Genomic DNA, 14,379 nt, shown 5'->3' with positions numbered 1-14,379 from the left:
TTTTTATTTAATGGATAAACAATGTCCCACTTTCAAGTCCGTATTCTGTATGGTTCCCGCCGGCAATTCTAGTACTGAGCGGGCTTTCCGGCGGACCTTTCCAATCTTTGAGGGCGCCATATTTTCGTCAATGCCCACGACGATGCTGTTTCCGTCCAAATACACAACATCGATTGGATAGTTCATGAAGAATGTGTGGATGGATTGGCAGGGTTGTATAAGCAGGCCGTGACCCGCGGGCAGATCCTTTGTAAACATCAGGCCCTTCAGCCTTTTGAAAAAACTGTCGGCGCTGCCTACCGTATCTGCAATTTCCGTCCCGTTCGACAGATTCACGACCTTCAACCTTCGTCACCTCCTGTAAAATAAAATGMCCCCGCCTTTACCGAAAGGGGGGTCATTGGTAAATAAACACACCTATGATGCACCCTGATCTTTCGGTAACTGGCTGGCATAGCACAAATGTGCCTTAGCCCCTTTAGCTTTGCGTCACTGATTTTCATCAGTTTTGCCTTTATCGAGATACAGCGCGCATATCTTGTCGACTGTTCTCTTACTCACATCATAAATTGTTTATAAATGGATGAATATAGTACAAAAGAATTATTTTATTGAAAAACAACTAGTTCTTTTGTGTTATTTTTTCATTTAACCCCCTTAAAAATGTTTCAGCCTCCGAAGGTCGGGTAAAAATATAAGTTTGCTTATCTTGTAATTTATTTAGTTTTTCGAGTATGTATGGAGCATTTTTTCGGTTATATCCGGCGACCCAGGTGATGAATTGCCAATCCAGTTTTTCTGGACATCCATCTCCCATATCGGGCCTTGTCCTTCCTTGGTATTGAATCCTTCGTTTTACTACCCGATAGAGGCAGCGAATGGTTGAATAATGGAGGAATATAACCGTATCGGCTCTTTCCAATCTGGCGTCCATCGTTGAACCGAAGTTTCCGTCAAGGATCCATTCCCCGCCACCTATGATGCCATTTTGCAAGCGGATAAATTCGGTCCGGTCCATCGGAACCCAGCCCGGTTGCCAAAAGAGGGCGTCCAAATGATAAACTTTGATACCAAGTTTTTTGCCAAGTTCCCTTGCAAATGTGCTTTTTCCGGCCCCTCCGCTTCCAATTATGGCAATCTTCTTCACGCTTTTTCCCCCCTTTGCATTTTTTGGAGTTTGAAATACGTGAAACTGCGCCACATCCATTCCATCGGCCCGTACCGGKATTTTTTAAGCCACATGCTGCTAACTGCGATTTGAATAAGGAAAACGGCGAAAACCAAAAGCGTTCCGTATGCGGCGGAGACCTTTCCATAAAGGCCGAAACCATATCCATAAAAAATGATTGTCGACAAAACGGACTGGAACAAGTAATTTGTCATCGACATTCTTCCGACATTGGCAAGCCCGCCAGCGACTGCCCCAAGTTTTCCCGCTGCAAGTACAATGATTCCCGCATAGCATAGGGCCAGAAGCGGGCCTCCGAAAAAGTCCTGGAAAAATTCCGCGCTGTAGCCTTCCCACCCGTAATACGGCAACGTTTTAAGAGCCATCGCAGGCAGCAGCAGCCCAAAAGCGGCCCCCTTGAATTTTCTCAAATGCCTCCCTGGATCCTCAAGCCATTTGAACTTCGCAACCGCAGCGCCGAACAAAAAGAGCGGCAATATCGTGAATAACGTGATTGGGAACGTTTCAGGGCTGTTGGAGAAGTTCCATTCGTATATCCTCATTTCAGTAATCTCCCGAAATGTCCCATTTCCATATACATCAAGCGCTCGCTGTGCATCGGCCTTGTACGGCTCCCATAGGTTTTCAATCGGCCCTGCCACGTCAGCAACCAACAGGAGCAAGCCCAAAAGCAAGCTTGGAACGATGTATATAGCCAAGGCTGTGACGAGAAGAGCCTTACCGTTTAACCGAAGGCAAAGCAAGGCAATGAAGCCGATGCACGCATACGTAATCAAAATATCCCCCGGCCAAATGAGAAAGGCGTGAACCATCCCCACAGCAAGAAGAAAGGACTGCCTTCTCGCGGCGAATACAGTAAAATTTACCCTGCGCCCTATCGCCCTGTCCCTCATGAGCATGAGCCCATAACCAAAAAGCATCGAAAACAAGGGATAAAAGCTCGCCTGGGCAAATACATCAATAAATATAAAGGCAATGCGGTCAATGCCTTTATTCCACCATTCGAGCGGTGCGATGAATACATACGGGGAGTGGAAACTAAGCATATTGACAAGATAAATCCCAAGTATCGCAAACCCTCTTATTATATCCAATGAAACAATGCGTTTCCCTTCAACTGTCGGCGCCAGTTTAACGTCCACTCCGCACTCCCCCGTCCAATTCACATCGTTATGTTTTTTAAAAAATCCCCCGCCATCTGATTCACGGCGGCATTCCGTAATTATATAGTAGATTTTGCCACTGCGCACTTGTTTTCTTTTCCAATTCTGTTTTTCTTTCACGCCGCTCACATTCCCGGGCTCTATACATACGATAATAGAAGAATAATTTCAAAGGGGGTAGCCCATGCCAGCCATCGTAGGTATTGTTCAGGTCCTTTCTTTGGGTACGAGCGCCGTTATGAACATTGGCGATGTTCTCAACCTATCCCCCATCTCCTCCGCAAAAACGTTTTCAGGGGCCGGATCCTTTAATACCGGGGAAGCGATAAGCAACCTTAATAGCGTAAGTTCGACGAATGTGTATGACACGGATGGAATCGACCAGCCTATCGCATTCAATATTTAGTGAGGTGGCCGGAAATGAACTTTTATATCCAGCAAACGATCCAAATCAATTTTATCAAAATCGGCGGGATATCGAATTCCTCTGTTTTTCAAATCGGGAGTGCCGGGATAATCAAGCCTGCTTCCTATCTAGCGAATACTGGAGGTTTCACGGGCCCTGCCCCGATTGCGCAAAAGCCTTTTACCATTCCGGCACCGGCCCCTGGCGAAGCAGGTAAACTTCCATTGATTCAAACTCCTTCGGTTCCCCTTTAAAAAGGGCGTCCTTGTCAAATCGAGGAAGAGAGGTGTGCGCCGTGGATTTCTATCAACTTTTTCAATGGGTGCAAGGACAGCTCCAGCTTTATGAACGGAGAATTGCAGCGCTTGAAAACTCCCTCAGGTGTGCCGAAGATGACATAAGGCAGTTGAAGGAAAAACCCCCGATCCATGTAGGGACAATTCAATACAAGTTTGACCAACTGAAGGTGGAAACATTGGAGGGTACGCTTAGCATTGGCCTTAATCCCCAGGATTTGCAAGGGATCGAGGATTTTGCCATCCAGAACGGCCAGCCCGGGATGCCCCTCCCTCCAATGGAAATGATGAAGCGGGGAATGAAAGTTGAAGAAGAAATCAATCATTACATCGAATCGGAACTGCCTGGATTCGTCGCTTCCGTCGAAGAAAAGTATGGTATGCAACATGCCGGTTCCTACCTTTCCTTCATTCAAAATGACATAAAAAAACAGCTTCCCGGCAGGATTGAAGCCCATTTAAGGAAAGCCGGGGCAGCCGGTCCGGATGACGCGTCAATCGCTAGCACCGCCGAAGCGCTGAAAAAAGAAATTGAAACTGGGGTATTGGCGTTTTTCAATCATTTGCCCGCAAATATGAAAGAAGGAGAACAGCCATGATTTTTCAAACGTACAACAGGGAACTGTCCGTCGGCAGCATAAGGATTATCGGGGTCTCCAGCTCTTCCCTGCTTCTCGTTGGTGATGCACAAACCATCCAGCTTGCATCAGCCTTTGATACGCCGGCGGAATCACTGATTATCGGTCCATTTGTGCCTTTGAGCGGGGGTTCGTAGCAAGATGCTTCAAAGGATATCAAAAGTCGATTCCCTTTTTGTAAAATCAGCTCTTTTCTCATCAACAATCTTACTCGGTGATGCGATGAGAATCTTCGGGAACTCCCGGGCACTTGCCGTCCAGAGGGAAGCGGAAATCTTTTTTGATGAAGAAGGAGACTTTGCCCAATACAAAGTATTTTCCGCGCCGCTCCCACTTCCTCCGATTTATGAACCGATAGCCATGGACACCTTTCCGGTGAATCCGGTCATCAAGGTTGGCACGATTGATGTAAAGGGGCTTTCGGCGGCATCAATTATACAGATTGGAAGCACTCCGTATATAGGCATGGAATCCCGAATCCATCATATCAGGCAGCTGCTTGAAAGGGGAAATACACAATAAGCAGTCAGATTTTCAGATGAAAGGCGTGTTAATTTATGCCGGCACTTATCGGACCGGTGAGTATCCAAAATCTTAGTGGCGGGACTGTTAATTTTGGCGATGCTTTCAACATTTCCCCCAAAAGTACTTCCAAGACCTTTGAAGGCGCGGGAAGTTCGAATATAGGCATCTTCGTAGCGACCGGAAGCGCGGTCAGCGGAACGAACGTCCTTGATACGAAGCTGGTTGACCAGCCGATGACTGGGAATAAATAAAATGACATGAACCTGTTAGCGGTTCATGTCATTTTTTTCATGCATTTTCGTTTTCCCTTTCAAGTTTGAGGAGATGGGCTCCATCAAAGAAGAAGAGGTAGCGCTCATCTACCCGGCGCTTCCAGATTTTTTCGAGCGCCCTTGTATACAGGTCAATTTGGAGACGGTAGCGGTCGGCTAGAATCGGCGCCGCCCCTGAAAACCCGGTGCGGAACCGGCCAGTAATCCGATCAGATTTGAAGTCGATCATGACGAGGCCTTCGCTGTCCTCAAATAGGCAGTCGATGATTCCCTGGATAAATATTGGTTCATTTTCATCCTTCCAATCAGGATAAACTTCTTTGGCCGCAATCGAAGCGGTAAACGGCACTTCCCGGTAGACTTTTTTTGCCGAAAGAAGCCTTTGGCCAAGGCCAGATTCAAAAAATTTAACTATCAAAGCGGGTTCGATTACCTCGCGCTGTTCTTCTGTCAACAGTTCCGCCTCAACCATTTGGCTTGCCAGCAATGCGATGGAATCCTCGGTTATTGGCTGGTCCAACCTCACATGCTGCATGATACTATGCAAGGCGGTTCCACGTTCGGCAGCGCTAAGCGATTTCTCCTGCATAAATCGCGGGCGGTCAAGAATTGTTTTTCTCGCCTTCCTCAGAAGGTCTGTGCCGCTTTGCTCATCCGCCAGTTCACGGTTCCGCTTCATATCGGACACTGTCTGCTTTGCCCTGTGGGCAGCGGCATCCTGGAAGCGATAGTCCCATGTAAGCCTTTCCCTGACTTCCGTTTCACGGCTGGACGATTCCGTCACCGGCTGAAGGTCACGGACGCGCGCCAATAAACCATCTCCGTCCGGTTCAGCCTGCTCATCGGCGCTTCCAATATCTTCGGCGTCAAGCAATGTTACAGTCCATTTCGAGCCATCGTGCGATATCGATTCCGGAACCCCCGGGCCCGTTTCCGAGAGGCGAAGCAAGCCGCAATCCCTGTGGCGGACAAGCGCCGGCCCTATCCAGTCGAAATACCCTGTCGCCGAGGCCCTGTCGGCATCCTCAAGAAGCCAATCCGGATAGAAAGCGATATCTTCCCACTGGTTTAATTTCTTTTCGGCGTCCTTTAAGGTGGCGATCATAAACAGCTTTTCTTTTGCCCGGGTCATTGCGACATAGAGGACGCGCATCTCCTCGGCGAGCATTTCCATCCGCTTCTTACGCTTGAATGCAAGCTGCGGAAGAGAAGGATAGGCAATCCGCTTTTCAGGATTAATATATTTCGAGGCAAACCCGAACTCCTTATCAAGCATATAGGAGCTTCGAATGTCCATCATATTGAAGCTCCTGGCGAGCCCGGCCATAAACACAACCGGGAACTCAAGCCCTTTGCTTGAGTGGATGGTCATGATTCGGACGACATCCTCCTGTTCCCCGAGCGCCCTCGCAGCGCCGAGGTCATCGCCCCTGTCCACCATCCGTTCAATAAAGCGGAGAAATCTGAACAATCCCCTGAACGATGTTTCCTCATACTGCCTTCCCCTATCATATAGAGCGCGGAGATTGGCCTGGCGCTGTTTCCCGCCCGGCAGGCCTCCGGCAAAATCATAAAATCCGGTATCCCTGTATAGCTGCCAAATAAGCTCAGACAAAGATCCCTGCCTTGCGAGCGATCTCCATCCTTCCAGCTGTTCTCTGAAACGATGGATTTTCTCATGGAGGCCTTCATGTTCCGCTGGAGGGTTCGATGCGCAAAACGCGATGACACTGTCCCAGAACGAGCCCCGTTTATCATGAATTTTTATAAAAGCGAGTTCGGCTTCATTCAGCCCGAAGATTGGCGACCTCAGGACCGCGGCGAGCGGAACATCCTGATACGGATTGTCAATGACCCGGAGGAGGGACATCATAATCGCAACCTCGGTGGCCTGGAAGTAACCTGTTGACAGATCTGCATAAATTGGCAATCCCTGCTGCTTGAACTCTTCCATGATTTGCGGTGCCCACGTCATTGATCGGAGCAGGATAACGATATCACGGTAGCGGATCGGCCTCGTTGTTTGTGTTTTGGCTTCATAAACCGGCTTGCCCGAAGCAATCATTTCCTTTATCCGCGCCGCCATCACCCTCGCTTCAAGCTGCGATTGTTCCAGTTCTTCCGCTTCAAGCATCTCGCCATCCAGCTCAACATCGTCTTCACCACTGCTGCCATTTTTCGCGCCCTGGTCAATGACAAGCACCTCGGCAGGGTATGGTTCGTCAGGATAAGCCGCTCCAAGCTTCAGCTCCGCATCCTCTCCGTATTCAATTTCGCCCACTTTTACGCCCATGATTTGCCTGAACAAATAGTTTGTCGCGTCGAGTACTTCCTGCCTGCTCCGGAAGTTTTTTGCCAGGTCAATCCTTAATCCGCCAGTCACGCCATCTTTCGTAAAGAGGTTGTATTTTCCAAGGAACAAGTTCGGCTCAGCCAGCCGGAAACGGTAAATCGACTGCTTGACGTCCCCGACCATGAACAGGTTTCCGCTCTCGCCATGCCCCCCCGAAACAAGCTTCAGGATCGTTTCCTGCACCATATTCGTATCCTGGTATTCATCCACAAGCACTTCACGGAACTGGTTCCGGTAAGAAAGCGCCGCGGCGGATGGAGCTAGCCGCTCCCCTTCGTCCTCTTTCATGGTAAGGATGTCGAGGCAATAATGCTCCAGGTCGGAAAAATCGACGATGCCCCTTTCCCTTTTGGCAGCTTCGAACCTTTCGGAAAATTTCCTTACTATACCTGTCAGCGTCTCAATGACGGGTTTCATTTCATCCATATCGCGCAGGAAGCTTTCAGGCCTTCTTGAAAACAATTCATCCCTAAGTCCCGTCACCATTTTTTTGGCTTTATCCCTGAACTTTGCGGCCTTTTTCTTTAAGTCTTCATCCGCGGTCCCCTTTTTGATTGGCTTCGCTTTTGAAAATTCCACTGTTTGTATTGCCGCATACAGTGCTTCCCAGGAATCGCTGACGGCAAGCAGTGAATCAATCAGCCGGATATCGTCCGCCAGGGCATCCCCATAAGGAGCCGGACCGCCAGGAAGCATCGCAACTGCCATTGCCTTTTCCGCAAATTGCCGCGCACCTTTCAGCTGGAGTTCAATATCGAAAAGAAGCGCGCCGATAAACGGGAGCTCTTCAACCTTCGAAATTTGCGCAGTATCATACATGGAAACAATTCGATCCAAGTAAAGGTCCGGATCCGGATTGGAACGGGCAAAGTTGAAAATCGCCCCGACAATGTCCTGCAGGGCATCATCCGTTCTGTCTGATGTAAAGGTATCGACGAGGCGGAAAAAAGGCTCGTTATCCTTCGTTCCATATTCCTCTTCAAACAGGTCATCAAGTACCTCATCACGGAGAAGCAGCGCTTCCGTTTCATCTGCAATCCTGAAGCCCGGATCGACATCAATCAAGTAATAGTATTTCCTTACCACATCGAGGCAAAAGGAGTGTAACGTGGAAATTGAAGCCTTGTTCAGAAGGCTAAATTGTCTGCGCAAATGCCTTGAATCCGGGCTTTCGTTAATGGCTTTCTCGAGCGCTTCCCCAATCCGGTGCCGCATTTCCGCTGCGGAGGCATTTGTGAACGTTACGACGAGCAGCTGGTCGACATCAACGGGATCTTCCGGCGATAAAATTTTTTGAATGATCCGTTCGACCAGGACGGCTGTCTTTCCGGAACCCGCCGCCGCGGCGACAAGGATATCGGTATCCTTCGCCTTGATTGCCTTCCACTGGTCATTCGTCCATTTCAGTCCTGCCGGCATCGGCGGTATCGATACTTTACTCATGTTCCTTAACCTCCTTCCTGATCAGTTCAAGCGCTTCTTTGTCATTTTGCGGTACGAGCCTCCGGTATTTGCTTCCTTCGATTGATTCGTCAAATTGGCAAACCGGCTTAAAGGAACAAAATGTGCACGGACTTTTATCCTTCAACCTGAATGGATCGATTCCGACTTCACCGCTGATGATTGCGTTGCCTGTATCCCTGTATACCTTCCGCACAAATTTGCGGAGGTCTTCAATATCCTCGGCAGTCGCTGTTTTGGATGCTTTCGTCAGTGTTCCGTCCTTTTTAAAGCCAGCGGAAATGATTTGCGATTCTCCGCTCTCTAGGCTCTTGTCCATCAGGCGGATTACTTCTTCGTCTTCAAGGACGAGGCCGCTCATCTTGAACTTCTTTAAAATTTCCTGTTCGATTTCTTCTTCGGACAGGCGCCGTGTCGTATTGACCATCGGGTTGTGGACATGGAAGTAGAACACACCGGCCGGCTCCGCTTCTTTTTCAACCAAAACCGCAGAATTTGATATAGCGATATCAAGATAAGTGAGCACCTGGAGGGCGATCCCGTAATAAACTTCCGACAAATTAAGGCCTCTGCTGCTCGATTTATAATCAATGACCCTTAAATACAGTTCGCCATTTTTTCCTTGGCCGCTGTCAATTCGGTCAATTCTCCCGGCAAGCTCCATTTTGCTGCCATTTTTAAGTGTGAATCCAAGCGGCGGCAGTTTCCCCCCACGCCCAAATCCAACCTCAAGGCCAATTGGTTGGAATTCACTCAATTTGGAGTGCTCACTTAACACGACGGATGCCCTTGTAATGATTTGTTCGAGCTTCCTCTTAATATAGTGATGCCTTTCCGAGCTTAGCAGAATTTCATTTTGAAGGCGTGGCGCAATCGCTGCGACGGCGCTTTTGGCAAGGCTCTCGCATTGCTCCCTTGAAAGGTCCGCCCAGGAGATGTTCTGCTCGTTTACTGTATCGGCGATATATTTCAGGGCCGCGTGGAACAATTCGCCAATGTCCGGGGCATCCAGCTTGTAAATTTGGCGGTCGCGGAGCTTTAGTCCATGCTGTATATAATGGGAGAACGGGCAACTATTGAACAGCTCCATTCTCGATACGCTTCCCTGAATGTCCTCCCCATAAAGTTCAACGGCAAGATCGGAAGGAAGCTTTACGGTCCTGTTCGTATAGAATAGGCTTGATAGAACCATCCGCGCCTTTTCCCTAAGGACCGGGCTTTCCGCAAAATAATTGTACACGTCCCACCAAAAGGTATGGATTGGATAATTCCTTTGTTTCAGCTGCAGCTGGGACGTCAAATAGGCAAGCGCCGTTTCTTTGCTGCTGACAAACGCAAGCTGTTCTTCCTCGCTCAGGTCCGCGGGGTCTGCCGCCAATATCCATTTCTCGCTGCCAGGGAACAAATCTTCCATTCTTTTAATATATGAAGATGGAACGAGCGACTTCCCCTCGGAATTGGCTAGCGGATAGCTGATGTATAGCTTGTCTGCAGGGGTGACGAATGCTTTATAGGCGATAAAATTTTCATCAAGAAGGCGCTCGGTACTGCCGGGGCCAATCTTTACCCCAGCCAGCGCGAGCATTTCCCTTTCCGAATCCCCAAGAATCCCATCATCGGAAATTTTCGCTGGAAGGACTCCTTCATTCAAGCCAAGAACAAAGACGACTTTGATTTCAGCAAGCCGGGATTTGTCAAGATTCGCCACCATTACCTGGTCAATTGCCGGGGGAACTAGTGAAAATTCCAGCGACTCGAGCCCGGCATCGAGTATGGAAGCGAATTGGCGTGGCGAAACAGGCTCATCGCCAAGCATTTCCACGTATTGGTCCAGTAAATCAATTATAGCGTTCCATACTTGATCATGTTCCCGGCCCTTGATAAGGTTGCCTTCCACTTCCGCCTCCGCTTTCCAGCCTTCAAGCTTTGCCGGGATATCGAGTTCTTCGAGGAGAAGATAGACAGCCTCGCACATTTTTCGGCCATTCTGAGCCCTTTTCAGCCTTCTTGACAGCCTCATCAGTGGAGTGGATATAATCAGGCGAAGTTCGTTAAGCTCCTGCTCCATCCTGATTTCTTCATTTGTCTGGACCGATGATGCAAAGTCCAGCCCGCGAATCCTCCTGTACCTCCAGCGTTCCTTGCCTGTCCACTTTCTCCCCTGTATCCCGTGGGATAGGACATAATTTTCGAGCTTATCCATCTGCCTTCTCATCCTGGCCACATTTCCGCCGGGAGGGAACAAAAGCTCTGTCTTCACGGCCCGGAAAACCGCCTCATAACCCCAATGCCCGTTGACGGTCTCAAGTGAGGAACGGATCAGCTCGACAAGCGGATGGTTAAGCATCGTCCTCTTTTGGTCTATGAAAAAAGGAATCTCATAATCATAAAAAACCGGTTCAATCGTTTCATGGTAATCGCGCCCATTCCGCAAAAGGAGCGCAATATCTCGGTAACGGTAGCCTTCTTCCCTAACAAGCCTCCTGATTTCCCTGGCAATCCCTTCAACCTCGGACCTCCGGTTGACCGCCTGGATAATCGTTACCCCGGATTCCCCTTCAAAAGGTCTTGCCGGCCTGGAGTCAAAATGGGCTTCCAGATGCCGAAGCGCACTATTTTCCCAGCGCATTTGCTCCCCCAGGATGACTGGGCCTTCCATTTCGGCCCTCTCATTTCGGGCTAGCTCAAAAAGATTTTTACACGTTTCTCCGGACATCCTGAACAAGTTCAGTTCATCCGGTGCCTTATCAGGGCACGGCTTGTCGAGAGTGAGCGTGACGGTTACCCTTTTGCATACTTTCAAAAGCTCCCCGATAATCCGGTATTCCTGAGGGGTGAAGCTGTAAAATCCATCAATGTAAACTTCGGCGTCCTTCAGATAATCCGAACTTCCTGTTTTTTCTGCCAGAAGGCGGAAGTAGTCCTCCGAATCAATATATTTCCCCGAAGTGGTTTCTTCAAAGTGTTTAAAAATGACTTCCAAATCGTGCATCTTGTCGGCGAGCGATTTGTCCACCCTGCCTTCGATTCCAATCCTTGCCCTGCCCTCGGCAAGCTTTTCGGGTTCAACGCAATAACGCTTAAATTCAATGAGCATTTCCTCAACCTGCTGGATGAAGCCGTTTTTATCGGCCGCCCGCTTAAAGAGGCGAAGCTGGTCCTTCTGCTCTTCAATGATTTTTCTAATCAGCATATTCAAGCCGACATTGCTCAAATGATACCTGCTTGAACCGCCTGTCTCCTGAAGAACCCGCCATGCAAGCCGTGTAAAGCTGTAAACCTGCGCACGAATCATTCCTCCTATCGTTTCATCGGCCGCAAGCCTGTATTCAGACAGGAACGTCATTTGCTCCGGTACGAGGTAGATGATTGCCGGGCCTTCAGGGCTTTCGGCAAGACGGCTTTTTATTTCTTCAAGGCAAGTAAGCGTCTTGCCGCTACCGGCTCTTCCAATCAGCATTCTTAGAGACATCCAAGTCCCCTCCGTCCTTTATCAGCATACCTACATTTTAACATATTAGGGGCACAAATGTTTGCCCAGGAGTTGCCATTTGGAGGAAGGCCTTCTCCATGCAAAAAACCCCGCTGCGCAGGGTTTTTACAAAGAAATGGCTACGTCCTTGATAGGCCAGTATAAGAAGTTCACTTTCCCGACGACATTCTTTACGGGAATGAATCCAAAGTGCCGGCTGTCCCAGCTTTCAAGCCTGTTGTCGCCCATGACGAACAATTTTCCCTCGGGAACTTTCATTGTTCCGGTAAGCTCCTTAAGGGTAAAGTCGCCGGTCAGCATGGCCCCACTGACATCCTTCCTGTACGGTTCCAGAAAAGGCTCATCGAACTCCTTTCCGTTAACGTAAAGGCGGTCGCCTTTGTATTCAATTAAGTCTCCCGGTAAACCAATGATTCGTTTCACGTAATCTTCTCGCTTGTTTGCATGGAAGACAATGACATCAAACCTGTGCAGTGCTCCAAACTGGTAGCCAAGCTTATTCACGACAAGTTTATTTCCATCCTTCAAGGTCGGCATCATCGATTCCCCTTGCACCACATAATTCGCGAAAAGGAATGACCGGATTAAAGCAAAAATAATGATGCCAACGAATAAGGCCTTTACCCACTCGAATGCTTCCTTTTTCCATCGTGCCAAAACGTACCGCCCCCGCAAAATTTCATTCGCGCTTTCTAGTTGCCATGTTCAACCTTCTTTCAATCTGCTTGCCGGCAAGCCAGAGAATAAAGATGATGGCGGCTACAGCCAGCGTCCTGATTGGCTGGGTAAAGAGCGAACGGATATCGTAGCCAATGAAGCTAATGGTGAAAATCATTACCATCTTACCCGCAAGGACAGCCAGCATATACTGCTTAATGCTGATTTTTGACAGGCCGGCAACAATGTTTACGACCGCGGAAGGAGTAAACGGGAAGCACAGCATGAGAAACAGCGGCCCGAATCCGTGGCGTTCGACCCAGTTCATCAGCTTCCTGACTGCAGGGTGCTTTTGCAAAAAGGCAAGAAAACGCCTTTGGCCATAGCGCCGGAATAGGATAAAAACGAGCATGGCTCCCGTACAGGCACCCACCCATGAATAAAGGAATCCAAACCAAAGGCCGAATGCGCTCGCATTCGCCATCACGAACAGGAATAACGGCAGGAATGGCAGAAACGCTTCAAGCATTGGCAAAAGGATTCCGGGGATTGGACCGAACGACCTGTACTCCCCGATAAGATCCATAATATTTTCGAGCGTAAACCATGATTTCAATAGTTCGACATCCATTTGAAACTCCTTATAGCCAGCTTCTTTTTTTATATCCCTTTTGTTTCTTTTTTAATCTATCGGGGGCAAAATATCATCATTCTGTAATAAACTGGTGAAGCGCGTCGCGGTTTTTTTGCACATCAATCCGAAGGATAGCACCTTCCCCGCGCACGCGGTCATCTGTATAGCCGTTTTTTATAGGGATACGGAATGTCTCAATATCCTCTTTCCCTTTTCCAATGAAGCCTTTCGCCATGAAAAGCATGTTGCCCTTGTCCATGTTCGTGTTGATAAACGGGACGACAATGCCGACCAGCTTCGGAAGCTTTGGCAACATTTCAAAGCTGGACAAATCACTGGCAACCTTGCCGACCACCTTTTGCTGTCGCTCAACTCTGCCAAAATCCCCGACTGCATCGTGGCGGAAGCGCGCGTAGCCCAGTAGATGCTTTCCGTCCAGGCGCTGAAGCCCCGGCTCGAGCTTCACGCCAATGTATTCGCTCATCCTTTTTTCCACATCGATTTCAACACCTTGAGGGAAAGCTTCGTCAATCAGTTGGACGAAGCCCTGAAAATCGATGATTGCATAATATTGAATGTCCAAATCAAAATTTTCCTTGATGGTTTTCCTTAAAAGCTCAGGCCCGCCAATTGCGAAAGCAGCGTTGATTTTATGCTTCCCATGACCCGGAATGTCCACATACGAATCACGCATGATCGATGTCAATTTGTATGTGCCTTTTGCTTCATTGTAATGGGCAATCATGATTGAATCGGACCGCGAGTTTCTGCCGCCGTCCTTATCGATGCCAAGGAGCAGGATATTGGTGCCGCCATACTGGTCCTTTTTTCCCGAAAATGTGTATTCAACTTTTTTCTTATCGCCGATTACTTTTTCAGACTGCTTAACGCCTTGCATATATTGAAAATACGAGTAAGCCCCTATGCTCAAAACAAGAAGGGCAATGATGCCGAGAATTCGTTTCCAAACGCTCTTTTTTCTTTTACGCCTCTGTTCATATCTCATGTTAATCCCGTCCAATCTTATAAATTCGACATTGGTGTCGTGCATTGTCTGATAAAGCTGATACGGCATGATTAGATGGATTTATCTTATCAATTTTTTCTCCGTATTCCTAATTTGATGATGAAAAAAGTCGATTATTCAAGAAATGCCCCGGACTGGACTTGCTCACTCATTCGATTCGAACACACTCCCGCCCAAAACGTGGATTGCTGTCCGAAACCCAAAAAGCCGCCCGCAAAAACGGACGGCTTTTCATATAAATCATATTCGATACTATCAGGACATC

The 14,379-nt window shown here is 48.5% G+C and carries 14 protein-coding genes and 1 riboswitch; of the genes, 6 read left to right on the top strand and 8 right to left on the bottom strand.

Annotated features, from left to right (window positions below; translation table 11 throughout):
* Positions 1–3: 3 nt before the first annotated feature.
* The 3 genes from ADU24_RS04640 to ADU24_RS04630 all read right to left on the bottom strand — a co-directional run bounded on the left by ADU24_RS04640 (position 4) and on the right by ADU24_RS04630 (position 2,331).
* On the bottom strand, positions 4–336 hold the full coding sequence (locus ADU24_RS04640) for a DUF192 domain-containing protein (protein ID WP_231689672.1): 333 nt from the start codon (positions 334–336) through the stop codon (positions 4–6).
* 100 nt (positions 337–436) lie between these two features.
* Positions 437–523, bottom strand: a riboswitch (cyclic di-GMP riboswitch).
* A 99-nt stretch (positions 524–622) separates the two neighbouring features.
* Positions 623–1,147 carry a DNA topology modulation protein gene (locus tag ADU24_RS04635; protein WP_053365525.1) on the bottom strand — a complete coding sequence of 175 codons (525 nt, stop codon included), beginning with the start codon at positions 1,145–1,147 and terminating at the stop codon, positions 623–625.
* Positions 1,144–2,331: a DUF418 domain-containing protein gene (locus tag ADU24_RS04630; protein WP_053368780.1), complete on the bottom strand. Its 1,188-nt coding sequence runs from the start codon at positions 2,329–2,331 to the stop codon at positions 1,144–1,146. The genes ADU24_RS04635 and ADU24_RS04630 overlap by 4 nt, the downstream gene beginning before the upstream one ends.
* Positions 2,332–2,536: 205 nt before the next feature.
* Here ADU24_RS04630 and ADU24_RS04625 point away from each other — a divergent pair, with 205 nt between their 5' ends.
* Genes ADU24_RS04625 through ADU24_RS04600 form a run of 6 tightly spaced genes read left to right on the top strand, consistent with a single transcriptional unit; the run spans position 2,537 to position 4,468 of the window.
* Entirely contained in the window at positions 2,537–2,758 is a 222-nt protein-coding gene (locus ADU24_RS04625; RefSeq protein ID WP_053365524.1) for a spore germination protein, read from the top strand.
* A 14-nt stretch (positions 2,759–2,772) separates the two neighbouring features.
* Positions 2,773–3,012: a spore germination protein GerPB gene (locus ADU24_RS04620; RefSeq protein WP_053365523.1), complete on the top strand. Its 240-nt coding sequence runs from the start codon at positions 2,773–2,775 to the stop codon at positions 3,010–3,012.
* Positions 3,013–3,053: 41 nt separating this feature from the next.
* Positions 3,054–3,653, top strand: coding sequence for a spore germination protein GerPC (gene gerPC, locus ADU24_RS04615; RefSeq protein WP_053368779.1), 600 nt, complete (start codon positions 3,054–3,056; stop codon positions 3,651–3,653).
* Positions 3,650–3,829: a hypothetical protein gene (locus ADU24_RS04610; protein WP_053365522.1), complete on the top strand. Its 180-nt coding sequence runs from the start codon at positions 3,650–3,652 to the stop codon at positions 3,827–3,829. Before gerPC ends, ADU24_RS04610 begins: the two co-directional genes overlap by 4 nt.
* Before the next feature lie 4 nt (positions 3,830–3,833).
* On the top strand, positions 3,834–4,214 hold the full coding sequence (locus ADU24_RS04605; RefSeq protein WP_053365521.1) for a spore germination protein GerPE: 381 nt from the start codon (positions 3,834–3,836) through the stop codon (positions 4,212–4,214).
* Positions 4,215–4,249: 35 nt separating this feature from the next.
* The gene (locus ADU24_RS04600) at positions 4,250–4,468 is read left to right on the top strand and encodes a spore germination protein (protein WP_053365520.1); all 219 of its coding nucleotides are present in this window, start codon (positions 4,250–4,252) and stop codon (positions 4,466–4,468) included.
* 37 nt (positions 4,469–4,505) lie between these two features.
* Here the strand turns inward: ADU24_RS04600 and addA are convergent, their stop codons facing one another.
* From addA to ADU24_RS04575, 5 genes are all read right to left on the bottom strand, one after another.
* On the bottom strand, positions 4,506–8,285 hold the full coding sequence (gene addA / locus ADU24_RS04595; protein ID WP_053365519.1) for a helicase-exonuclease AddAB subunit AddA: 3,780 nt from the start codon (positions 8,283–8,285) through the stop codon (positions 4,506–4,508).
* Positions 8,278–11,775, bottom strand: a complete 3,498-nt coding sequence (gene addB, locus ADU24_RS04590) for a helicase-exonuclease AddAB subunit AddB (protein ID WP_053365518.1) — start codon at positions 11,773–11,775, stop codon at positions 8,278–8,280. Before addB ends, addA begins: the two co-directional genes overlap by 8 nt.
* A 126-nt stretch (positions 11,776–11,901) precedes the next feature.
* Positions 11,902–12,453: a signal peptidase I gene (lepB, locus tag ADU24_RS04585; protein WP_053365517.1), complete on the bottom strand. Its 552-nt coding sequence runs from the start codon at positions 12,451–12,453 to the stop codon at positions 11,902–11,904.
* A 22-nt stretch (positions 12,454–12,475) separates the two neighbouring features.
* Positions 12,476–13,084, bottom strand: a complete 609-nt coding sequence (locus ADU24_RS04580) for a TVP38/TMEM64 family protein (RefSeq protein WP_053365516.1) — start codon at positions 13,082–13,084, stop codon at positions 12,476–12,478.
* A gap of 76 nt (positions 13,085–13,160) precedes the next feature.
* On the bottom strand, positions 13,161–13,985 hold the full coding sequence (locus tag ADU24_RS04575; protein WP_442853752.1) for an LCP family protein: 825 nt from the start codon (positions 13,983–13,985) through the stop codon (positions 13,161–13,163).
* Between the last annotated feature and the right edge of the window lie 394 nt (positions 13,986–14,379).

The sequence above is a fragment of the Bacillus sp. FJAT-27245 genome (genome assembly GCF_001273955.1).
Classification (GTDB): domain Bacteria; phylum Bacillota; class Bacilli; order Bacillales; family Cytobacillaceae; genus Bacillus_D.
Note: the sequence above shows the minus strand (reverse complement) of the source record. Positions and strands in the feature narration are given on the sequence as shown.